16 protein-coding genes are annotated in these 22,370 nt (G+C 57.0%); 12 read left to right on the forward strand and 4 right to left on the reverse strand.

Annotated elements, in window-relative coordinates; genetic code table 11:
* Positions 1-466: 466 nt before the first annotated feature.
* From NE584_RS07970 to NE584_RS07985, 4 genes are read right to left on the reverse strand one after another with little or no spacing between them, the layout of a single operon-like run.
* The gene (locus NE584_RS07970; protein ID WP_050625262.1) at positions 467-1,522 is read right to left on the reverse strand and encodes a chemotaxis response regulator protein-glutamate methylesterase; all 1,056 of its coding nucleotides are present in this window, start codon (positions 1,520-1,522) and stop codon (positions 467-469) included.
* Between the two features lie 40 nt (positions 1,523-1,562).
* Complete coding sequence (locus NE584_RS07975) at positions 1,563-2,387, reverse strand: protein-glutamate O-methyltransferase CheR (RefSeq protein ID WP_305147846.1); 825 nt, start codon at positions 2,385-2,387, stop codon at positions 1,563-1,565.
* Between the two features lie 25 nt (positions 2,388-2,412).
* Entirely contained in the window at positions 2,413-2,886 is a 474-nt protein-coding gene (locus NE584_RS07980; RefSeq protein WP_050625261.1) for a chemotaxis protein CheW, read from the reverse strand.
* 30 nt (positions 2,887-2,916) lie between these two features.
* Positions 2,917-5,001, reverse strand: coding sequence for a chemotaxis protein CheA (locus NE584_RS07985; protein WP_256182570.1), 2,085 nt, complete (start codon positions 4,999-5,001; stop codon positions 2,917-2,919).
* Between the two features lie 173 nt (positions 5,002-5,174).
* Between NE584_RS07985 and NE584_RS07990 the strand changes: the two genes are divergently transcribed.
* The 12 genes from NE584_RS07990 (at position 5,175) to NE584_RS08045 (ending at position 22,359) form a co-directional block, all read left to right on the forward strand.
* Complete coding sequence (locus tag NE584_RS07990) at positions 5,175-6,617, forward strand: hypothetical protein (RefSeq protein ID WP_256182571.1); 1,443 nt, start codon at positions 5,175-5,177, stop codon at positions 6,615-6,617.
* Positions 6,604-6,951 (forward strand): EscU/YscU/HrcU family type III secretion system export apparatus switch protein, encoded by a 348-nt coding sequence (locus NE584_RS07995; protein WP_050625258.1) that lies wholly within the window; start codon positions 6,604-6,606, stop codon positions 6,949-6,951. The genes NE584_RS07990 and NE584_RS07995 overlap by 14 nt, the downstream gene beginning before the upstream one ends.
* The gene (locus tag NE584_RS08000) at positions 6,948-7,532 is read left to right on the forward strand and encodes a PilZ domain-containing protein (RefSeq protein WP_050625257.1); all 585 of its coding nucleotides are present in this window, start codon (positions 6,948-6,950) and stop codon (positions 7,530-7,532) included. The genes NE584_RS07995 and NE584_RS08000 overlap by 4 nt, the downstream gene beginning before the upstream one ends.
* Before the next feature lie 35 nt (positions 7,533-7,567).
* The gene (locus tag NE584_RS08005) at positions 7,568-12,505 is read left to right on the forward strand and encodes an S-layer homology domain-containing protein (protein ID WP_256182572.1); all 4,938 of its coding nucleotides are present in this window, start codon (positions 7,568-7,570) and stop codon (positions 12,503-12,505) included.
* Between the two features lie 64 nt (positions 12,506-12,569).
* Positions 12,570-16,142: an S-layer homology domain-containing protein gene (locus NE584_RS08010; RefSeq protein ID WP_256182573.1), complete on the forward strand. Its 3,573-nt coding sequence runs from the start codon at positions 12,570-12,572 to the stop codon at positions 16,140-16,142.
* 217 nt (positions 16,143-16,359) lie between these two features.
* Positions 16,360-17,310: a tyrosine-type recombinase/integrase gene (locus NE584_RS08015; RefSeq protein ID WP_256182574.1), complete on the forward strand. Its 951-nt coding sequence runs from the start codon at positions 16,360-16,362 to the stop codon at positions 17,308-17,310.
* Between the two features lie 415 nt (positions 17,311-17,725).
* On the forward strand, positions 17,726-18,079 hold the full coding sequence (gene flgB / locus NE584_RS08020) for a flagellar basal body rod protein FlgB (protein ID WP_256182596.1): 354 nt from the start codon (positions 17,726-17,728) through the stop codon (positions 18,077-18,079).
* Positions 18,080-18,100: 21 nt separating this feature from the next.
* Positions 18,101-18,550: a flagellar basal body rod protein FlgC gene (gene flgC, locus NE584_RS08025; RefSeq protein ID WP_108979524.1), complete on the forward strand. Its 450-nt coding sequence runs from the start codon at positions 18,101-18,103 to the stop codon at positions 18,548-18,550.
* A 67-nt stretch (positions 18,551-18,617) separates the two neighbouring features.
* Entirely contained in the window at positions 18,618-18,929 is a 312-nt protein-coding gene (locus NE584_RS08030; protein WP_050625252.1) for a flagellar hook-basal body complex protein FliE, read from the forward strand.
* A gap of 28 nt (positions 18,930-18,957) precedes the next feature.
* Positions 18,958-20,538: a flagellar M-ring protein FliF C-terminal domain-containing protein gene (locus tag NE584_RS08035; protein WP_256182575.1), complete on the forward strand. Its 1,581-nt coding sequence runs from the start codon at positions 18,958-18,960 to the stop codon at positions 20,536-20,538.
* The gene (fliG, locus tag NE584_RS08040; protein WP_050625250.1) at positions 20,535-21,569 is read left to right on the forward strand and encodes a flagellar motor switch protein FliG; all 1,035 of its coding nucleotides are present in this window, start codon (positions 20,535-20,537) and stop codon (positions 21,567-21,569) included. Before NE584_RS08035 ends, fliG begins: the two co-directional genes overlap by 4 nt.
* On the forward strand, positions 21,562-22,359 hold the full coding sequence (locus NE584_RS08045) for a FliH/SctL family protein (protein WP_108979522.1): 798 nt from the start codon (positions 21,562-21,564) through the stop codon (positions 22,357-22,359). Before fliG ends, NE584_RS08045 begins: the two co-directional genes overlap by 8 nt.
* Positions 22,360-22,370 lie beyond the last annotated feature (11 nt).

Genomic DNA, 22,370 nt, shown 5'->3' on the forward strand with positions numbered 1-22,370 from the left:
TGCTGCAGCTGCTTCAGTAATCCCAGGAAAGTTCATACGCAAAAGAGAACGGCCAGTGGCCGTTCTCTTTTTTGCCGGGGGAGGAGCAGGGGCTTTCCCCGCCCTGGGGGAGGGGCCCCCGCGCGAGCCCAGCGGAGCGGGTCGCGGGGGGAGAGGAGGCGCGACGGAGAGAGGGAGCTTTGCCGCAGGCGGCAAAGCGAGCGGTTCGAAGTCCGTGCCGACGAAGGGCGTGCTGCAGCTGCTTCAGTAATCCCAGGAAAGTTCATACGCAAAAGAGAACGGCCACTGGCCGTTCTCTTTTTTTGCCTGTTAAAAAAGCCGCGCAGAATTTTGTGCCATCATGGGCGAAAGCATCCAGATCCGTTTTCTCTGGCCGCGTGTGCGTGGAAGAAAACACGCCCCGCCCCGCGAATGCGGGGCCTTTTCCCGGCCAGCAGACAAATGATGCGCGCGGCAGGCTGAGAAATCATTTGTCCCCTTTGAGGTGGGCCATCAGAACGCCGGCAATGTTCTCGCAGGAGGCCTGGACAGCCACCGCACCGATATCATAGGCGACCATGGGCATTCCGTAGACCACGCAGGAGTCCTTGTCCTGACCAATGGTATAGGCGCCGGCCCGGCGCATTTGGAGCAGGCCGTCGGCGCCATCCCGTCCCATGCCGGTCATGATGATGCCCACCATAGGGCACTTCACAGCCGAGGCCATGGAGGAGAACAGGGCGTCCACGGAGGGGCGGTGGCCGCTGACCTTTTCTCCGGGCAGGCAGGACAGGGTGTAGCGGCTTCCCATACGGACTACCCGTGCCTGGAGGTCGGCGGGGGCGATCAGGGCCAGGCCGCGGCGGATCTCGTCTCCGTTCACCGCCTCCCGGACTTCCATCCGGCACAGCCGGTTAAGCCGCTCCGCATACATCTTGGTAAAACCCACCGGCATGTGCTGGACGATCACCATGCCGGGGATATCGGCAGGGAGGCGCTTCAGGACTTCCAGGGTGGCTTCTGTGCCCCCTGTGGAAGCGCCCAGGCCGATGATGGTGCGATCCAGATCCGAACGCCCCCCGACGCCGGCGGGAGAGACGGAGGACAGAGAGGGGGCGGCGGGAGAGACAGCGGCGCGGCGGCGGACCTTGGCGCAGGAGGCGACCACGATCTTTTGGGCGAGGGAGTCCAGAAAGGACTGCTTGCTCTCTGTGCCGTCCGGCTTCCGGACAAAATCCACTGCCCCGGCGGCCAGGGCGTCAAAGACCTTGAGGTTCAGAGACGAGACCAGGATCACCGGAAGAGGGGTGACAGGGAGCAGCTCCTTGAGAAAATCGATCCCATTGGTGCCTGGCATCTCCACGTCCAGGGTCATCACATCGGGCGCAAGACTGGAGATCTTTCCCCTGGCGTCCAAAGCGTTGACCGCATAGCCAACGACTTCGATATTAGGATAGGAAGAAAGCCCGCGAGTAAGAAAGGTGCGGGCGACAGCGGAGTCGTCCACAACGAGAACGCGGACTTTGCGGTTGATCGAGAGCATGGTAACGTCCTTTCCGGCTTGCCTGAATAAAAAGCCATTGTCACTTTTTGCGGTAGACTGCAGGGGCAACTGTCTGAAACAGGGGATTCTGGTTCAGGGATTCGGAGTGGCTGATGAACAGATAGGCCCCTGGGTTCATGGCATCGTAAAAGCGCCGGACAAGGGCATCTCGGGTGGGCTGATCAAAATAGATCATGACATTGCGGCAGAAAATGACATCGAATTTGAGACGGAAGCGGATCGGCTCCATCAGATTGAAGGAACGGAATATCACGTTGTCCCGGATGGGCTGGGAGACACGGTAGAGCCCCCCTGTCCCCTCCCGCTGGAAATATCGCTTGAGCCAGGCGTCGGGCATGTCAGCGGGTGGCTGGTAGACGCCGGCCATGGCCTTGGACAAGGCCTGCTGAGAGATGTCAGTGGCCAGCACCCGGGTATCCCACTGGGAGGCCCGGGTGCCAAAAAATTCCTTGAGACAGATGGAAAGTGTGTAGGGCTCTTCTCCGCTGGAGCAGCCAGCGCTCCAGATGGAGAGCACCTGGTCCCGCTGATGCTTTGCGGAGAGCTCGGGGAGGATCTTATCCTGAAAATAGGCAAAGTGATCCTGTTCACGGAGAAAAAACGTGTAATTGGTGGTGAGCTTGTTCAGCACCAGCTCCAGGTCCGCAGGATCACGGGTGGAAAACAGATGCTCCAGAAAGGTGCGGAAATCCTTATAGCCCAGCTCCCTCAAAGAATGGGAGAGACGGCTGCTGATCAGCTGGCGCTTTTTGCTCAGGTCGATGCCGTAATTCTGCTGGATGAACTGGACCAGTCTGTGGAAGTCGGCGTCCGATATGGTAAAGTCATGGGAAAATATATCCAAGATAACACCTTCTACTTTCCGGGCATCAGGTATGGGTCAGGATCTGAGGGCAGTCAAAGACCAGCATGGTCTGTCCGTCCTCCAGGGAGCACATGCCGGAGACCATGTCCTGGGTGTTCTGCGCCGGAGCGGGGAGAATGGCGGATTTCTCAATGTCCATCATTTTCTGTACGGTATCCACCAGAATGCCCACCATGGTGTCGTTGATGTTCAGAATGATAATACAGGTGTCCTGCTGGGCCGGACAGCCCAGCAGGATGCGCATGTCTACAATAGGAATGATCTGTCCGCGGAGGTTGATGATACCCAGGATATAGCTGGGGACCAGGGGGAGCAGGGTAATGGTGTGATTCGTGATGATCTCCACCACATATTCTGCCTTTACTCCAAACAGGAGCTGATCGGACAAAAAGAGAAGATATTTTTCCGTCTGGGAGTCAAGGGGGGCGGAAGGTGCCTCCTCCATCCCTGCGGGCAGAAGTAAAGCGTCTTGTGCCATAGCTGGCAGACCTCCTCTAATAAAAATGGGTCAGGCGGGGGTGTAAAGGTTGGAGATATCCAAGATGATGCTGATATTGCCATCCCCCAGGATCGTGCATCCGGCGATGCCGCTCTGCTTGATGTTGAAGCGGGAGAGATAGCTGGGCAGAGGCTTCACCACGACCTGCTGCTCTCCCAGCAGCTCATCCACAAACAGGCAGTAGGAGAGCTCGCCGGATTCCAGCCAGATCAGGATCCCATCGCTGATCTGGGAGCAGCCCCCCTCCAGCTGGTAGCGGTCCCGCATCCGGATAACAGGATAAAAACTGCCCATGCATTTGAACAGCTCCCCCCCGGAGGCGTCATGGATCAGGTCGGAGTCGTTGACCTTGAAGGACTGGCGGATATTCTGAATGGGAATGGTGAAGATGGAGGAACCTACCGAGACCTCCATGCCGTCCATGATCGCCATGGTCAGGGGGATCTTCAGCGTTGTGGTCATTCCCCTGCCGGGATCACTGGTGATGACCACCGTGCCGCCCACGTCCTCCACATTCCGCTTGACCACATCCATGCCAACGCCGCGGCCGGAATACTCCGTCACCTCCGTGTTGGTGGAGAAGCCTGGGGCCATCAGAAAGTTGAGAATATCCCTGTGGGAATATTCCACGTCCGGCAGAGCGATGCCGTTTCGGATGGCCTTGTTGAGCACGGCGTCATAGTTGACGCCCTGGCCGTCATCCCGGATCTCAATGATGACCTCGCTCCCGGTGTGCCGTGCGGATAGGATGATCTCACCCACCGGGTCCTTTCCGGCATCGATCCGATCCTGAGGGGTCTCCTCGATCCCGTGGTCCATAGAGTTCCGAACGATATGCATGATGGGGTCGCTGATACTGTCTACGATGGTCTTGTCCACCTCAGTGTCCTCCCCCACCAGGGTGAGCTTGACCTGTTTCCCCAGCTTTTTGCACATGTCGCGCACGATCCGATGCATTTTTTGGAACGTCCCGGAGACCGGGACCATGCGCAGGGACATGGAAACATCCTGAAGCTCATCCGTAAGTTTGCGGAGCTGACGGGCGGATTTGGTGAAGGCATCCAGCTTGAGCCCCTTCAGGTCCGGAGAGGAGGTGACCATGGACTCGGTAATGACGATCTCCCCCACAACAGCGGCCAATTGATCCAGCTTGCTCAGATTGACGCTGATGAGACTTTCGCGGTGGTGAGCGCCGGCATCGGAAGAGGACTGAGAAGAGGGGGAGGGCGCAGCGGGCTTAGCATTGGCGGTGGTTTTCTGCTCCGGGGGCTCCGGGGCAGAGGCCTTCTGCTCGGCGGGGAGCGCCTGCGGGGCAGGGGCAGGAATGGAGCTGGACTGCGGGCGGTCAAAGGCCTGATAGGTCCGGACAGAGCCCGCGCCCGTGACTGCATGGACGGCATTTTCACGGTCCTCTGCATCCCGGAAGTACATCATGAAGCCGGAGTCGATGATCTGGCCCGCGGTGCTGGGATCTGTGGAGATGTCGGCGGGAGAAAAGTGAAAATTCCCCTCCCCGCAGATATCACGGACCGCATTGACCAGCATAAAGGCACGGGCATTTTCCATGCCGCAGCCCTCATCAAAAAAGATTTGAAGCGCATAGGGGAAATCAGGATATTCTGTCGGCTGATCCTGGGCGACCGCCCCCGCCTGCCCTGGGGAAGGGGGCTGGGGAGCACCGGTGTTTTGAATTTGCTGGATCAGGGTATTAACTTTTTGCAGCAAGCTGTCGATATTTTCAGTAAGGGGTTGCCCATTTTCGATATGATCGATCTCCTGACGGAAGAAGTCGATGGTCTGGAAAAGCAGCTCGAACAGCTCAGGGCGGTTGGCCTCTGGGACGATGTCCATGGACTTGTCCCGAATGATGGAAAACAGGTCCTCAGCGCGGTGGGCGATCGTCATGATGGAGCGATACTCCATCATGGCAGAGGAGCCTTTGATGGTGTGCATAATACGGAAGATAGTATTGATATCCTCCTCAGAGAAGGTGTCCTTTTCCTCTGACGCCAGTACGATACTGTCCAGCTGCTCCAGCAGAGTGTTTGTTTCATAAAGATAGGCGTCCAAAATGCTGTCGTTCCCAGTACTCATAAAGCCGTATCCTTCCTTTGCAGTTTAACATTCACTCTGTTTATCGACCGTGAGAGAGAAAAAATAAGGCTTGAATTTCCAAAAGACACACTTTGGGCGCTGGAAATGGCGGAACTGCCGCTGATGCAGCGGGAAAGTCCAGACAGATGCAGAATAGAAAGGTGATTTGAAGTATGGCAGACCTGCTCGGTGCGACCAATCCGGTCCCAGGCTACGATGGCGCCAGCCAAAACAGAAGTCATTCCGCCTTGCCGCAGGTCCAGGACCCCAGGGTGCAGAACGTGCCGGACCTATCCAGGGTCAGCCGGGCGGACGGACGGACAGAGCAGCAGGGTGCCGGCAACCATCTGGATGCCGGCAGGCTGCGGTATGATTCCAATCTGCAGACCTTTTTGCAGCAGCTGCGGGACGCGCCGGATCTGGCCGCAGTGCTGGCAAAGACCGTGGTTTGGATGCGTGGACTGGTATCGGCACCCGGACTGTCTGAGGGGATCGCCCAGGAGATGGCACAGCTGCTGGAGATGCTGCGGATGGATCAGGAGGGATTTCAGCGCTTTTTTCTGAACCAGATGCAGGCGGGGAACCGATTTTCCGGACCGCTGTTCTCCCTGCTCCGACAGGCATATCAGAACATGCCCAGCGAAGGGATGCGGGAGGCTATTCTTAATTTTGCAAAGCGCTATGGAGATTTTTCGGCGGAGCAGCACCTGGCAGAGAATATGACGCTTCGGCTGAAGCAGATGGCAGACTATCTGCCCAAAAGCTGGCGCGGCCAGCTGATGGAGCTAACAGCAAGGCTGGAAAACGGACTTCAGGCAGGCAGCCGGACGGAAAATCTGAAGCTGCTCCAGGGAGAGATCATTCCATATCTGGGCTCCTATGTGGAGCGGACCCATGATATTGGGAAGCTGAGGACTCTGATCGGACTTCTGATGCTGGATGTGGCGCGCTATGAAAACGGCGGGGAGGAGGGGGTCCTGGCCGCCTTCCGCCAGCTGAGCGGATATGGAGAGATGCTGGCCGGACTGAACGAACTTGACGATGCGGCCCTGCTGCGCCTCCTGCGGGAGAACAGCTTCACAAGAGCCGTTCAGGAGGACCAATTTGCCCAGCGCCTGGCCCACACGGCGGCGCAGGCACTCCAAGGGAAGTATGGGGCTGATGTCCGGGAGGGCTTCCAGGAACTGGTGCGGGCGTTCCTGCTGAATGAAAGCGTTTTTATGCCGCTCAACCATATGATCATCCCGCTGGAGTGGAACGGAAGGGCGATGTATTCTGAGCTTTGGGTAGATCCTGATGCGGGGGACCGGGAGAAGGGGAGCCGCCAGCCGGGCCAAGAAAAAATTCAGTTCCTCTTCAAGCTGGATATCCAGTCGCTGGGGTATCTGGAGATGACGCTGGCCGCCCGGCAGGAAGAGATCGAACTGGATATTTATGGTCCGGATGCGGTGATGGAGTGCGGCGGGGTGGTCGCAGAGGACCTTCGGGAGATACTGGCCTCCCACGGATTGTCTGGAAAGAACGTCCGCGTGATGAAACGGGAAAGACCACTGGCTCTGACGGAGGTGTTTCCCGACCTGTTTGAGGGAAAGAGGAGTGTAAATGTCAAGGTCTAGTAGAGGCCAGATCCCCGGGGAGGGGGAGCGGGCGGTAGCCCTGCAGTATTCTCCGGGAAATGGGGCACCGGTCATAGTGGCGTCAGGTATGGGCCACTTGGCAGAGAAGATCGTGGAAGTGGCGGTGGAGAGCGGAGTGCCGGTCTATGAGGACAACTCGCTGGCCACGGTGCTGTCCCAGATGGAACTGGGACGGGAGATCCCGGAGGAGCTGTATCAGGCAATTGTGGAGATTTATGTCTATTTTCTCAATTTCGACCCAAAGGACCCTGAGAAATTTCGGAGAGAACGAAACAAGCAGACTGGACCAGCCGCAGGAGGGGAAAAGACATGAGACATCAATATTTGATGATCGACAGCCGCGGGAACCCCGTGGCCCACGGAACATCTGATGACGGGCTGGAAAAGTCGGTCTGGGAGATCCAAGTGGACAGCGGGGATATCAAGCGGGTGCTGTCCCATGAGTATGTCAGCTTGGTGAGCTCATCGGAAAAAGTTCCGGCGATGGAGGGACGGATCATCCGCCGGGATGGAAATATCATCTCAGTCGAGTCGGTCCGAAGGCTGGGAGAAGATGTGCGGCGCAACCTGCGGATGCCGGTCCGGTTTGAGAGCTACCTGTACCCGGTCTCAGGGGAATGGAAGGGCAGACTGCCTATTTTGAGCAATGACCTGAGCTGCGGGGGGATATCTTTTTTCTGCGCAAGGACGCTGGCGGAGGGAGAGATCGTGCAGATCGCCGTGCCGATCACGGCTCAGCCCCTGCTGCTGAACATAAAAGTGCTGCGGCAGCGTCCCTCAGGGGAACCGATCCCACTGTTTGCAGCGGCGTTTGAGGAACTGGTCCATGAGGAAGAAAAGATGATCCGGGAAGCAGTATTCAGTCTGCAGCTGAGCGGGACGACCGGGATCTGAGTGAAGCTGAAAGAGAAAGGAAGCAGTGGACAGAGATGAAGAGATGGAAAGAGTTTCGTTTTGAATATCTGAGGACGGCGGCTGTCTTCCTGCTGCTGTGTGCCATGGCCTGCACCTTGATATGGGCGCTCCCGGCACAGGTCCATGCGGACTATACAGAGCCATATATGAAAAGAATGGAAGAGCTGGGACTGCTTCAGGGGGATGCAGATGGGGATCTGAGGCCGGGAGACCCCATCACCCGGGCGGAATTTGTCACTATCATCAACCGGGCATTTGGCTATCGATCTGCGGGGGGACATCCCTTCCGGGATGTTCCGGGCACCGCATGGTATGCGGAAGATGTAGACATCGGCTATACGGAGGGATATATTACGGGGACCTCCCCTACTGCCTTTTCCCCGAACCTGAGCATCACCCGGGAGGAGGCGGCTTTCATTCTGGCGAAGAACCTGATGATGGAACCGGCAGTGGGGGAGAACACCAGTTTTGCGGACGGAAGAAGCATCAGTACATGGAGCCGAGGAATGGTCTCCGCGGCAGCGGAGAATAACCTGATCAGCGGTTATCCGGACGGCACCTTCCGGCCGCAGAAAAGCATCACCCGGGGGGAGGCTGCGGTGATCCTCCTGAACGCCGTTGGCACCCCGGTCAGCAGGCCTGGTACTACTACACTGGGAGATGTTTGGGGCAACGTGACGATCACATCCTCCGGTGTTACTCTGAAAGATACCGTTGTGGCGGGAAATCTGTACGTCACTGCGGGGGTGGAACTGGGTGACGTGGTGCTGGAGAACGTGAAGGTGCTGGGGGAGATCGTGGTCAGCGGCGGCGGCGTCAGTGAAGCGGGCGAGGACAGCGTGATCCTCCGCAATGTGGACGCCCCCAAGCTGGTGGTGGACAACATCAAAAACCAGCAGGTCTCCCTCCGGGTGGAGGGAGATGGCCTGATCCAGCAGGCCAGCGTCCGGACAGACGCCTTTTTTGCGGACAATACCCCAGCCGGACACGGCATCGGGGAGATCGAGCTCAACGGAGAAAACGGCCTGGAGCTGAAGCTGGCAGGCAACATCAAGAATGTGGTCAACCGCACACCGGAGTCTGCACTGAGCATCTCTAGCGGACGTGTGGACACCATTACAGTGGATGAGAAGGCAGTGGACAGCACACTGGAGATCTCTTCCGGCGCGGAGGTAGATCATGTCAATCTGGATGTGGGGACCACAGTCACTGGGGACGGAGACATCGGAGATCTGGTGGTGAACGCACCGGGGAGCAATGTGTCCATGCTGCCCGATCAGATCGTGATCCGGCCGGGGGATACGGCCAACATCGACGGAGAAAACATGGACAGTGAGGCAGCGGCAGAGTCCTCCGCAGATCCGCGTCTGCTCTCAGGGTATCCCAAAATCACTGACCTGGCCCCAACCTCTGCCACAGCGCAGTTCAGCGGCAATAAGCGTGGGACCGTGTACTGGGCTGTCACCTCGGTGACAGATGGTTCGGTGGGGACGGATGAGCTGATCGATCCGCCCTCCTATACCACGAAGATCGTGGCAAATGGCTCTGCCGCCCTGAGCGGGGCGGGAGAGAGGTCTACGGCAAAAATCAGCAAGCTCGTCTCCGACGGCTCCTACTATCTTTCCGCGGTGCTGGTGGATGCCAGAGGGGATCAGAGTCCGTTGAAGGTGCTCTCCTTCACGACTCCGGACAATACGGTGCCAGGCTTTGCCGATGGGTACCCCTATATGTCCAAGGTCACAAATGTGTCTGCGCAGGTGACTGTGATGGCGACCAAGAGCTGCCGGCTTTACTGGGCGCTGCTGCCCAAAGGCGCGCAGGCTCCCACGGCGCAGGACTTCAAGGCCAACGCCGTAACAGGAAATCTTGGCTATGGAAGCAGAGATGTGACCAAAAACACCGCCTATTCCTTTGATGTGAACAACGTGGCACTGGAGGAACTGGAGAGCTATGATCTGTATCTGTGGCTCACTGATGTGGAAGGGGGACAGAGCTCCCGGGTGGAGAAGCTGTCCTTCACGACTGTGGACCGCACCCCGCCCAAGTTCAACACCAACGCCACAGTAAACAAGGTGGAGCGGACCTCGGTGGGCCTCTATGCCAATCTGAATGAGGCGGGAACCCTGTATTGGGTGGTGGTGGAACAGGGGACAGAGTACCCCAAGCCTCTGGCGGGGCAGTCCGGCCCGGTGGACCTGTCCAGTGATACGGCCAAGATGCAGGTTTCTGCGGGGATGAACGCCCTGAAAAGCGGCAAGGTGAACATGAGCCAGGACAAAGATGTGAGCTTCAATGTCAGCGGGCTCGACCCAGAGAAGGCCTATGACCTGTATTATGTAGCGCAGGACAAAGCAGGCAACTACTCCGCCAGAGTTCAGGTGATCACCATCCATACCCTGGACCCCAGCGCCCCCACCGTGGTCCAGGAGTTTACCCGCTACAACGGGGACGAATCGGGGACGCCTTATCCGGATACAGATATCCGGCTGGTGTTCAGTGAGGAGGTCCAGGACGCGGCAGCCAATGTGACACTGAAGGAGTATTACGACCGGGTGACTGCCGCCAAGGGGGAGACGGAGAAGGAACAGGCCAGAACGGCCCTGGGAAATGTGCTGAGAAACAGCATCAAGCTCTATGTGGACACAGGGAGCGGGCGCCCGGAGCTGGTGGCCGATGGTGTGGATGCCGCAGACAAGACCCAGGGAGGCTGGGTGATCGACTACCGTTATGCCGAGGTTACCATGGAAGAGGGAAAAACGGTGGTGATCTTCCGGACTGCGGACAGCGAGAAGGAGAGTGCTCTGAATCTCCAGAGCGGTGCAGAGTACCACTTTGAGATCGAGGCCAACACCATTTCCGACACCTCAGACGCCAAAAATATCATGGGAAAGACCAAGCTGGATACCTTCAAGACCATTTTCGCAGTGGTCAACCTGAGCAACCCCAATGAGTCCACGCTGGAGGGAACGATCACAGACTACCATGACCCGGGGCAGGAGATCCAGCTGACGGGGGATGACAAGCTGGTAGATATCAGCTGGCTGCTGGCCCCCGCCACTACTGAGAGCGTGCCGGACAACGTGGACTGGGATATGATCATCTGGTCAGACACCAGCATTGCCTTTGATCTGTACCGCCGGACCAATCTTGCTGAAACGCCGGGGAAATGGGAGCGGATCGGCGAGGAGATCGAGCTGACAGTGCCGGACGGAGACGACCGGAGGGGCGTCAGCCTGACTCGGATCCTCCAGAAGGGAAACAACCCCCAGTTCCAGCAGTTGAATCAGCTGCTGGAGGAGAACCAGTATGAGTATGCCGTCCACTTTACCCGGGTGGGCACCCTGGGGGACCGGGATACCTGGAGCCAGCGGGTAACGATGGGGGTCACTGTGGTGGCGGGCAGCACCAGCGATCTGGGAAGCCTGGCCAACGGACGGCTGGACAGCTCCGCACTGGAGGAAGCGCTGGCTGAAGGGGTGACCAACATTGGACAGCCGGACGACTTTACGCTGCGCAAGCAGTTCAGCGACCAGACCCCGCCCATCTTTGTGGATAACCGGCCGAACTTTGAGACGGGAGATTCCAGCGTCAAAATGTACCTGATGCTGGACCGGCCGGGGACCATCTATTATATGGTGGCTCCATACGGGACGGTAACTACAGAGGGCGAGAAGCGGGACGGCTCAAAGAAATATCATTTCAGTACCGATAAAACAGACTACGAAGCGCTTCCAAAAAATGGGGAGAACGATCCGGGCAGCGGCGGAATGGAATACCCATTTAACATCACCGCACCCACGCCCTTGTCTATCATCAACGCGGGGAATCAGGCCAACGCACGCATCAAGCACGGCTCCATTCAGGGCGGCGCCACAGAGGTGGAGAAGATCGTCCAGGATCTGGAAGTCAAAACGGACTACATCGCCTATTTTGTGATCCAGGGCAGCTCCTCCCAGGTCTATTCGGAGGTCTATGCCTACCGGTTCAGCACAGACGATGTGACTCCGGCCTACATCACGATGCGGGCGGTCAACCCGGAGGTGGAGTTCACCACCTCCCAGGATGCCACCCTGTACTATTCCCTGTTTGCCTCCAACAAGCTGCCCCCCCTGTTTGGGCAAAACCTGGCGAGAAATCATCTGGACCCAGAGTACCGAGATGAGGTTGGAACAGAGATAACTGACCTGACGCTGCTGGAGGCCATTCAAAAGACCATCAATGGTGTGACAGGCGAATCCTATTTTGACCGCTATGCCAGTGAGGAGACCAAGGAGCAGGTGCGTCAGGCCATCACCAGCCAGACCAGCAGCGAGGCGCTGGACAAGGGCAGTATCCCCAATATGGCGCAGAAAGAGCCCCAGGCCCATGACTTTACCAATGCCATGGACCCGGAGAGCGCCACTGCCTATGTCTGTTTGGCTACAGCCCAGAATGCGCTGGGCGGGAAGTGGACCTTCAAGGCGGTGGACGGGGTGCGCATCCCAGACGAAGACGCCCCTGTGCTGCTCAAGGTGACGACCACGGTGACCAAGGTAAACGATGCTGCAGATCCTGTACGGGTCTCCGGAACTGTGACACTCCAGTTCAGCGAGACCATCTACCACATCAACGATTCCGGCAATCCGGACACCCTCCGGGCCATCATCCAGCGCGATGTGGACAAACAGAAGGAAGTGGGCTTCCTGAATCTGGTCAACCAGAGTCAGAGCAATTTGAAGTACAGCAAGGAATCGGGCAATACCACCAACACCATTACGCTGGATTTCTGGGATGCACCGGTGGGGGCCACGTTCAGCTTCTGCAACACGGGCCATCTGGCGGACGCATCCGCCAACAGCCGCCAGAACGACAGCTATACGCTGGAGCTGCAGCCGACAGAGGGGATCGGGCTGATCACAGGAGGGACCACCTATCACTTTGTGGTGACACAGGGCAATTATCCGGGAAACTAAAGGAAAAAGCCGACATGGGCGGGCAAAGCATTGCCCGCCCATGGCTTAAGATCCGGGAGGGATCATGATGAAAAGAAGTATCGCGAACAGGATCGCCGCCCTGGCATTGGCACTGGTGCTGGCGGGCTCTTTGGTGCCCGGGGCCTGGGCGGCAGAGGGGGAGCCGGAGGGCGGCGGACAGCTGACCGGTGTGACGGTCACACCCTCCAACCTCTCCATGAAAGTGGGGGAGCGGGCCTATGTGGAGGCTTCGGCCGCCGGGCTGAGCCAGGACCAGATGGAAGACGCGCGGATCGAGTGGTCCCTTGAGAACAACGATCCGGAGCGGGTCAGGATCGCCTCTGGTCGGGACAGCTGGACCGTGGAGGTGGAGGCAGTCAACACCGCCGAGACCACGGAGACAGACCCGGTGACCCTGGTGGCCACTGTGACCTGTCAGGGAGGCGCGGAGAGGGACACCTGCGCGATCACTGTGGTTCCGGATCAGCCGGCCGGCCTTCAGATCACCCCGGAGGGGGATCAGGAGCTGGAGCCGGGTGAGACCCTCCAGCTCCGGGCCGAGATCACCCCGGCAGATCAGGCTGAGCCTGTGACTTGGTCCAGCTCGGACCCGGATGCCGCGGAGGTGGACAGGGACACTGGACTGGTGACCGCGGGGCGGGAACCGGGGCGCACAAAAATTACGGCCCGGTCGCAGAGCGGCCTGACAGATTCCTGTGAGGCTGCCGTGCGGGGCATCGTTCTGCCGGAGAACCTTATTATGCGGGAAAATGAAAATCAGCGCCTGATCCCGGAAGTCTATGGCGCGGCGCTGGAGCGGGAGGATGCCGCCTGGACCAGCAGCGATGAGAGGATCTTGAAGGTGGACAATGGGTATCTCTATCCTGTATCCGTGGGAGAGGCCGCGGTCACCGCCGAGATCCGGGCGGGCGGCCGCCTTTATACGGCTTCCTGCCAGGTCACTGTAGAGGCCAACACCGCTGATGTGATCACGGCAGCTGCAGGAGCGGGGGACCCGCTGCGCTTTGACGAGATCCAGAGAGAGTTGGAGCGGGAGTGCCGAAGCGTGCTGGGAAGCTCACTGGACTATGTGGGCGGCCTGTGGGTGAATACCCGGCAGGGCACGCTCTACTATCGCTATAATTCTGAAGGGGATACTGGAGCCGGGGTGGGGACCAGCGAGAACTACTATGCCGATCCCTCAGCCAGCCAGATGGGCCTGGGCGATGTGGCTTTTGTCCCCAAGGGAGATTTCAGCGGAACGGCAGTGATCTCCTATACCGGCTATGCAAGGGATGGGGGCTCCTTTCAGGGGACCATTGAGGTAGAGGTGGAGGAGACAGAGGAGATCGAGTATGCTGTCTCCGCCGATAAGGCGGTCCAGTTTGACCCGGATGACTTCAACCGAGTCTGCCGGAACCGGACAGGCCGGGATCTGAGCTATGTGGAATTCTCTCATCCGGACAGTGGAAAGGGAACTCTGTATTACCGTTATATCTCCCCGGCCAATCCGGGCAGCGAGGTAGACCCCTCCAAGGAGTACAAGCGTTCCGGAACTCCCAGTCTGTCCGATGTCTATTTTGTACCTGAGGGAGGCAGCGGTCAGGCCGTGATCTCCTATACCGGATACAACGTCTACGGCGACTCCTTCCGGGGGAGGATCACGATCCGGATCTCTGAGGCCAGCGGTCGGGGCGACCTGAATTATTCCATCGCTCAGGGGGGACGGCTGAACCTGGACGAGAGTGATTTCAATGACCTGGCCAAACGGATCACGGGATATGCTTTGGACTATGTCCAGTTTGAACTGCCTGCTTCTTCAGAGGGGACTCTGTATTACAACTATACCGGAAACGGCTCCTATGACAGTCGGGTAACAGAGGGACGCAGCTATTACCGGTCGTCTTCCCCTTACCTCAGACGGGTCACCTTTGTGGCAGACAGGGATTTCTCCGGAACGGCGGAGATCGATTTTAACGCCTGGGCTACAAAGGGAAACCGGTTTGCCGGTACTGTGGAGGTGGCCGTTGGCCGGGGCGGCAAAGGAGATATCCGCTATTCCGTCCATCAAAATGGAAAAGTCACACTGGATGACAACGATTTCAACGCGCTGTGCCGTGAACTGACGGGGAGCACGCTCGATCATGTCAGCTTTGACCCTCCCCCCGCAGCCCAGGGGACCCTGTACTATCGCTATGATAACGGAGATTATGACAGCAAGGTGACCAGCTCTAAATGCTATTACCGCTCCGGGAGTCCCTATCTTGACCAGGTGACCTTCGTGCCGGCCCGGAATTTTTCTGGCGTGGTCTCCATTCCCTTTACCGGGCGGGGGACGAATGGAGAGGACTTCTCGGGCCAGCTGGAGATCGGCGTGGATACTGGATCGGACCTCATCGAGTACCGGGTGAAGCCCAACAGCTTTGTCACCTTTGACGATGGAGATTTTGACGATCTCTGTCAGGAGATGACTGGAAGCCGGCTGCGCTATGTCCGCTTCGAGCTGCCCAGCTCCTCCAAGGGGACGCTGTATTACGGATATGACGATGGTGACTATGACAGTAAGGTGACGGAGTCCAAGAGCTACTACCGTGGGACAGATCCCTATCTGGACCGGGTGTGCTTTGTCCCCGCTGAAGGTGTTTTCGGAGCGGTGGATCTGGAATTTACCGGCTGGAGCACAGATGGCGGCAAATTTGAAGGGACTGTGAGAATTACGGTGGAGGAGCCGAAAGGGCCTTCTGTGATCACCTACGCGACAGACGGCCGCCCGCTCTCCTTCTACGCCCGGGACTTCCAAGAGGCATGTGAGGACCGCGGGATGGGCGGACTGGCCTATGTGCGTTTTGATACACCCAGCAGCAGTGTGGGAAGACTCTATTTTCAATACCAGGGAGCGGGGGAAAGCAATACAGAGGTCCGGATGACCACCAGCTATTATCCGGCGAAGTCCCCTGGAATTTCGGAGATCACCTTTGTTCCGAAAGTGGGCTATCAGGGGACAGCAAGTATCTCCTATACAGGATGGGACACAAAAGGAAACGAATACCGCGGTCGGATCCAGATCTCGGTAAGGCCCGCCACAGCCTCACGGTATTTTTGGGATATGAGCTCCTTTGAGTGGGCGGTTCCGGCGGTGGATCTCCTGTATGAAAACGGAGTGGTCCACGGGACGGGAAATGGGACATACAGCCCCGGACAGCAGATCACCCGGGGAGACTATGTACTGATGCTCTGTCAGGCGTTTCAGCTCTCTGGGCAGGGAAAGGCTGGATTCTGGGATGTTCCCCGGGACAGCTACTATGCCCAGGCTGTTATGACTGCCCAAGCGCTGGGCATTACAGGCGGCTATCCGGACGGAGGGTTCCATCCAGGATCACCGGTTACCCGCCAGGATGCTGCGGTGTTCCTGATGAAGGCAATGCAGGCGGATGGATGGAGCCTGGGCGGCGGAAATGAGCAGATGCTCAGCCGCTTCCGGGACGAAAGCAGCATTTCAGCCTATGCGCGAAGCGCCATGGCAGTTATGGTGGAGTATGGAGTCCTGTCAGGAACAGCAGATCAAACCATAAGTCCGCAAAAGGCGATCACTCGCGCTGAGATGGCTGTGATGCTGGCCAACGCGCTGACCCTTTGAGCGTTGAATATATGAGAATAGGATCCCTGCCGGACCTCCGTGAATACGGAGGTCCGGCAGGGATTTTTCTATGCAGCAGGGCAGGCAGTGAAATAGACTTCCGTACTTGGACTCATAATACATGTAAAAACATTCACTAAAACAAGGGAACTTTGTGTCCCGCCTACTACAATAGATGCATACCTCAACATGAAAAAAGCGATTTGGAGGAGAAATTATGAGTCTAAAAAATGCAGGAAAGAATGTTTTTGAGAAAGAAGATGGGGCACTGGAAGCCTTTCGCCGATATCTGGAGCTGGATGAAAAAAGCGAGGCGACGATCAGAAAATATATGCATGATGTCAAAGTGTTCCTGACCTTTCAGAAGGGGAAAGGCTCCTTCCGGAAGGAGCAGATCATTGGATATAAAAATTGGCTGGGAGAGCGGTACGCGGTGCGCAGCGCAAATTCCATGCTGACTGCAGTGAATCAGTTTCTGAAATTTGTCGGGGCAGGGGAATGCTGCGTCAAGCTGTTCAAGCTGCAGTACCAGACTTTTTGTGACCAGAGAAAGGAGCTGGGGCGGGAAGAATATAGGCGCCTTTTGGAGACAGCCCGGCGGAAAAAACAGATCCGTCTGTACTTCCTGATCTTGACGCTGTGCGCTACTGGGATCCGGATCAGTGAGCTGCAATATATTACAGTTGAGGCGGCAGTGAGTGGAAACACTATTGCAAAAAATAAAGGCAAGAGCCGGGTGATCCTGATCCCGCAAAAGCTTTGCGATGTCCTTCTGGACTATGCGGCATGGATAGGGATCTCTCACGGCCCGATTTTTATTACCCGCGGTGGAAGGCCCGTGGACCGGAGCAATGTGTGGAGAGCGATGCAGAAGCTGTGCAGGGAAGCCGGAGTGCCAGAGGAAAAAGTATATCCCCATAATCTGCGGCATCTGTTTGCCAGCACCTTTTACGAAAAAGAGAAGGATATCCTGCATTTAGCGGATATCCTTGGACATAAAAACGTCAATACAACGCGTATCTATACTCTGGCAACAGGTGAGGTCCACCGAGCACAGATCGAATCTTTAAACCTGTTCGTTCCGGTGCTGAATACGGAGCAGCCGTCTCGCAATAAAAAACAACGTAATAATAAGTTATGTTGTTTACATACGAAAAAAAAGTTCTGAAAAATCTTTTGGCGCTATTATTCTACAGTTTTCTCCATGCTTTTGCAAGTCGAATTTTGCCTCTTTTTATACAAAAAAACAAGAGGCCATTCTTTTTTCTTTTACATTTTCTAAGATATTTTTTGAAAAATCGCATTAAACCACCGAAAAAGTTTACATTTTGCTGGGATAACATCGATAAAACCGTTCAAATACAGGTCGGCATTTTGACCGCTTTCTAATCATGCCCACAATGGAAGAAACAACATAACTTATTATTATGTTGTTTCTTTTTTGTGCGCAAACAACATATCTTATTATTATGTGGTAACGGGTTTGTTTTTTTGCAGATTTTGTCGAAAAACCATGAAAATGACCGAAAAAGAAGAGAGGGCTGGTCGATAAAATGGATGGTCTCAGCAGCAACTCATTCCTGATGATGCAGCGCTCCATGGAATTTCTGTGGAGCAAGCAATCCTGCATTTTAGACAACATCGCAAATGTGGAGACACCGGGCTATCAGGTGAAATACGCTACGTTTGAGGAGGCGCTCAAAAATGCCGTCCTCTCCTCCGCCCAAAATGGAATCTCCTCTTCTTCCATCCGGAAGGCCATTGAAGAGACGCCCGTAGTCGTGCGGGAGGCGCAGGAGAGTGTCCGCATGGACGGAAACGGTGTCAATATCACAGAACAGTCTGTGGAGCTGGCACGCAACGGGTATCAAATGCAGTATGTATTTGGGGCCATTTCCAGCGACATTGCTACGCTTCAGGCCGTCATCCGCGGCTAATGAGACAGGGAGGGACCTAATATGGCGTTTTTAAGCTCAATGAATGTGGTGGGATCAGGGCTGACCGCTCAGCAGCTCCGCCTGGACGTAGTATCGGAGAACATCACGAACAGGACCACCACGCGGACAGAGGGGGGCGGAGCCTACCGACGCAAGATGGTGGTATTTGAGGCGGAGGGAGAGCGCAGCCCGTTTCAGGCGGCACTGGACCGTGCCTTGGGGAGAGGAGCCTCCGGCACCGCGGGAGGCGTTCGGGTAACTGAAATTGTGGAGGACCCCTCTGACTTTAAGCTCGTCTATGATCCTGAGCACCCTGATGCCAATGCGGAGGGATATGTAGAGATGCCCAACGTGGATCTGATGCAGGAGATGGCGGATGCCATGGCGGCCAGTCAGGCCTATTCGGCCAATGTGACCGCATTCAATGTGCTCAAACAGGTGGCGGCTAAGGGACTCGAGATCGGGAAATAAGAGAAAGATTGAAACCAGCACCTGCTGAGCAGGTGCTGGTAGTGCAGATGCGGAGGAGAAAACAGTGATGGATTTTCGGCCTATAGACCCCATCCAACCCCTTTTTCGGGGAGATACTGCAGGAGGCGTCGGGACAGCCGGGGACAGCCGGGAGCAGGGCTCGCTGTTTGCTGATATTTTTCAGGCGGCAGTGGAAAATGTGAAAGAGACAGAGCGGGTAAAGAATGATGCAGAATATCGTTTGGCGACCGGTCAGATGGACAACCCTGCGGAGATGTCCATTGCCAGCAGCCAGTGGTCAATGTCTGTCAATCTGTTGATTCAGCTGAGGAATAAGGCTCTGGATGCTTACAACGAGCTCATGCGGATCAGTTTGTAATCACAGCAGGAGCCGGAGGGAGTAAGCAGTGCAAGAGAAGGTAAAGGGATTCTTCCAGAAGATCAAACAGTGGTGGCTGTCTGCGGCAAAAAAAACAAAGATCCTTTTAGGGGCCGGAGCGGCTGCGGTCCTTGTGGTGATTGCTCTGGTACTGGCTGTGAGCCTGAACCAGCCCTATACAGTCCTTTTTACCGGGCTGAACCAGACGGATCTGACCGCGATCGTCTCCTATCTGTCTGATAACGGGGTGACGGATTACCAGATCCAGGGGGAGGACACGGTCCTGGTTCCGGAAAGTCAGGAGGAGCAGCTGAAGGCGGCACTTCTGATAGAGGGCTATCCAAACTCCGGGTCGGGTTATTCCATGTATCTGGACCACGTGAGCAGTCTGACCACAGAATCAGAGCGCAGTCAGTTGGCACTGTATGACTTACAGGACAGGCTGGCGGGCGTGATCCGCAATTTTTCCTCTGTGCGGGACGCAGCAGTCTTTATCACGCCTGGAGAGGATCATACCTATGTGCTGGACAGCGGCAATGTGGTGGAGGCCCGCGCCACAGTGATTGTGACCATGGAGGAAGGGGCCTCCCTCACAGACGGGCAGGTGAAGGCGATCCGCAATGCGGTCAGCCATGCGGTTCAGGGACTGAGCATCGACGCTGTGGCCATTGAGGACCAGTTCGGCAACAACTATACTGCCCAGGACGGGATCACCGATGTACAGGACATCTCTGCGCTGAAGATGCGCCTGGAAGAGCAGACAAACAACAAGATCCGCACCCAGGTGATGCAGGTTCTGATCCCCTTGTTTGGGGAAGAAAACATCCGGGTGAGCGTTAACAGCATCGTAAACATGGACCGGACCTATACCGATTCCACCAACTACAGCGGTGAGGAAGATGGAGAGGGCATCATCGGAGACCGGGTCTTCGAGCAGGAGATCATCCGGGGGGGAGACGAGACGGCCGGGGGTACGGTCGGGACCCCTTCAAACGCAGATCTGAATACCTATGTTCAGGAGCAGCTGAATGCCAACGGGGATGAGGTGCTCATCTCTAACAGCGGTGAGGAGCACAGCCTGGTGGACACGGAGAAGGTCCAGGTGGAGCATCTGGCCGGAACTGTGGCGGATGTGATGGTGTCTGTCACCATTAACCAATCGGCGGCGGGGGGTGCCAGCGCAAACAGCCTCTATCCCCATGTGGCCCGGGCGGCCGGAATCGGCACAGAGCTCCAGAATGAAAAGATATCCATTCTGATCCAACCCTTCTATCAGGAGGGAACGGCGCCGATCCCGGTGCCGGATGGCGTTCCGGCATGGATGCTCTATGCGGCGCTGGCCGGGCTGGGTGTATTTGTGATCCTCCTGATGGTAGTCCTGCTGATCCGCAGGCGGTCAAAGCGCCGAAAGAAGCTGGATGGAGTGCAGACGGTCCAGAGGGCGGAGGAGATCCCGGCGCCTGCTCCCGAGGGGGCCGATATCATGGATATGAAGACGGAAAAGAGCTTGGAGCTGCGGAGGGATGTGCGGAAATTTGCGGAGGAAAATCCGGAAATTGCGGCTCAGATGGTGAAAAACTGGCTGCGGGAAGGAGATGACGCGGGATGAGCGAACCTATATCCAAGGGAGGCACCGCCCATCCCAGGCTGACTAGGCAACAGAAAGCGGCAGCGGTGATCGTCTCCCTGGGCACAGACAAGGCATCCCAGCTCTATCAGTACATGGACCCGGAGGACGTGGAACAGATTACCCTGGAGGTGGCAAAACTGGGTTATCTGGATTCCAGCGCCACTGAAGACGTACTGACTGAGTACTACCAGATGTGCATGACCAACAAGGCGGTGACAGAGGGCGGCCTGGAATACGCCAGGGCTGTACTGGAAAAGGCGTTTGGCCAGCAGACGGCTACCAGCCTGCTGGAGAAGGTGACCAAGTCGCTGAAAAACCGAGAATTCGCCTTTTTGAACAAGGCGGATGAGAAGTCCCTGTATGCGGCTTTGCAGCATGAGAGACCGCAGACCATCGCGCTGGTGCTGTCCTATGTGGATGCGGAGAAATCAGCAGCCGTGATCGAGGAGCTGGATGACGAGCGGCAGGTCCGGGTGATTGAGAATATGGCCAATATGGAGAGTGCCTCCCCCACTGCGGTAAAAATCATCGAGGCGGAGATGGAGAAGAAGTTCTCCAGCCTGATGACAGCCAGCAATGTAAAGGTGGGCGGAGTAGACTTTGTGGCGGATGTGATGAACAATCTGGACCGCTCCAGCGAGAAAAACATCTTTGACCGCCTGGCCGAGTACAACGAGCCTCTGGCGGATGAGATCCGCAAGCGCATGTTTGTGTTTGAGGACATCGTTACCATGGATGACCGTTCGGTGCAGCGGTTTGTCCGGGACTGCGATCCCAGAGATCTGGTGCTGGCGCTCAAGGGCGCAAACAGCGATGTGGCCAACAAAATTTTCACCAATATGTCGGCCCGCATGGCGCAGAGCATCCGGGAGGATCTGGAGATTACCAGCAATGTCCGCATCCGGGACGTGGAGGAGGCCCAGCAGCGCATTGTTGGGATCATCCGGGACTTGGAGGAACGCAGCGAGCTGATCATCCTCAAGGGCGGAAAGGACGATATCATTGCCTAATATTTTTAAGAGCTTCCTGAAGCCGGCTGTCAACTCCTATGTATTTCCGGATGCAGAGAGCCTCCAGGTGGAGGAGAGCCCGGAGCCCGAGGGGGAACAGGCGGAGGAAACGCCGCTCCAGGAGCAGGAGCCGGAAGCGCCCCATACTGCGGCGGCGGATGCCCTGAATTACGCCAAGATCCAGGCGGAGAAGATCTTGGAGGATGCCCGGCAACAGGCGGAGGAGCTTTTAGAACAGGAGCGGCAGCACATCCGGCAGGAGGCGGAGGCCGAGAAGGAGCTGGCCAGAGCGGACGGCTACCGGCAGGGCTACGGAGAGGGACTGCGGCAGGCCCGGGTGGAGGGCGCGGCCCAGATAGAAGAGCATCGGAAACAGGAGGCAGAGCGTATCCGCAGCTTTCTGGAGCAGGCGGCGGCAGCGCGGGATTCGCTGCTGGAGCAGGCCCAGAATGAACTGTGTGAGCTGAGCCTGGCAGTAGCGGAGAAGGTCATCCACATCAGTCTGCGGACCAGCCGGGATGTGATCGCCCGTATGATCCAGGTGGCGACAGAAAAGCTGAAGCGCCGGGAGTGGGTGCATATCTATGTGGGGGGATATGAGGCCAGGGATCTGGCCCAGATCACCCCAGAGCTTACCACAGCGCTGGCGGGGCTCTCAGAGCATATCAAGATCATCCCTATGTCAGATGATGAGCTGGGTGCCTGTATCATCGAGATGCCGGACGAGATCATAGACGCCAGTGCGTCCACGCAGCTGAACAACATCCGGGACGTTCTCAGCGGAGGCTGACAGCCGGGACA

It is taken from the genome of Clostridium sp. DFI.5.61 (genome assembly GCF_024462915.1).
GTDB classification, from domain to species: domain Bacteria; phylum Bacillota; class Clostridia; order Oscillospirales; family Oscillospiraceae; genus Lawsonibacter; species Lawsonibacter asaccharolyticus.

Coding starts and splice junctions, on each gene's coding strand:
- NE584_RS07970 (WP_050625262.1), bottom strand. CDS start 1,522: ATGCTCTCGATCAACCGCAAAGTCCGCGTTCTCGTTGTGGACGACTCC.
- NE584_RS07980 (WP_050625261.1), bottom strand. CDS start 2,886: ATGGCACAAGACGCTTTACTTCTGCCCGCAGGGATGGAGGAGGCACCT.
- NE584_RS07985 (WP_256182570.1), bottom strand. CDS start 5,001: ATGAGTACTGGGAACGACAGCATTTTGGACGCCTATCTTTATGAAACA.
- NE584_RS07990 (WP_256182571.1), top strand. CDS start 5,175: ATGGCAGACCTGCTCGGTGCGACCAATCCGGTCCCAGGCTACGATGGC.
- NE584_RS07995 (WP_050625258.1), top strand. CDS start 6,604: ATGTCAAGGTCTAGTAGAGGCCAGATCCCCGGGGAGGGGGAGCGGGCG.
- NE584_RS08000 (WP_050625257.1), top strand. CDS start 6,948: ATGAGACATCAATATTTGATGATCGACAGCCGCGGGAACCCCGTGGCC.
- NE584_RS08005 (WP_256182572.1), top strand. CDS start 7,568: ATGAAGAGATGGAAAGAGTTTCGTTTTGAATATCTGAGGACGGCGGCT.
- NE584_RS08010 (WP_256182573.1), top strand. CDS start 12,570: ATGATGAAAAGAAGTATCGCGAACAGGATCGCCGCCCTGGCATTGGCA.
- NE584_RS08015 (WP_256182574.1), top strand. CDS start 16,360: ATGAGTCTAAAAAATGCAGGAAAGAATGTTTTTGAGAAAGAAGATGGG.
- flgB (WP_256182596.1), top strand. CDS start 17,726: ATGATGCAGCGCTCCATGGAATTTCTGTGGAGCAAGCAATCCTGCATT.
- flgC (WP_108979524.1), top strand. CDS start 18,101: ATGGCGTTTTTAAGCTCAATGAATGTGGTGGGATCAGGGCTGACCGCT.
- NE584_RS08030 (WP_050625252.1), top strand. CDS start 18,618: ATGGATTTTCGGCCTATAGACCCCATCCAACCCCTTTTTCGGGGAGAT.
- fliG (WP_050625250.1), top strand. CDS start 20,535: ATGAGCGAACCTATATCCAAGGGAGGCACCGCCCATCCCAGGCTGACT.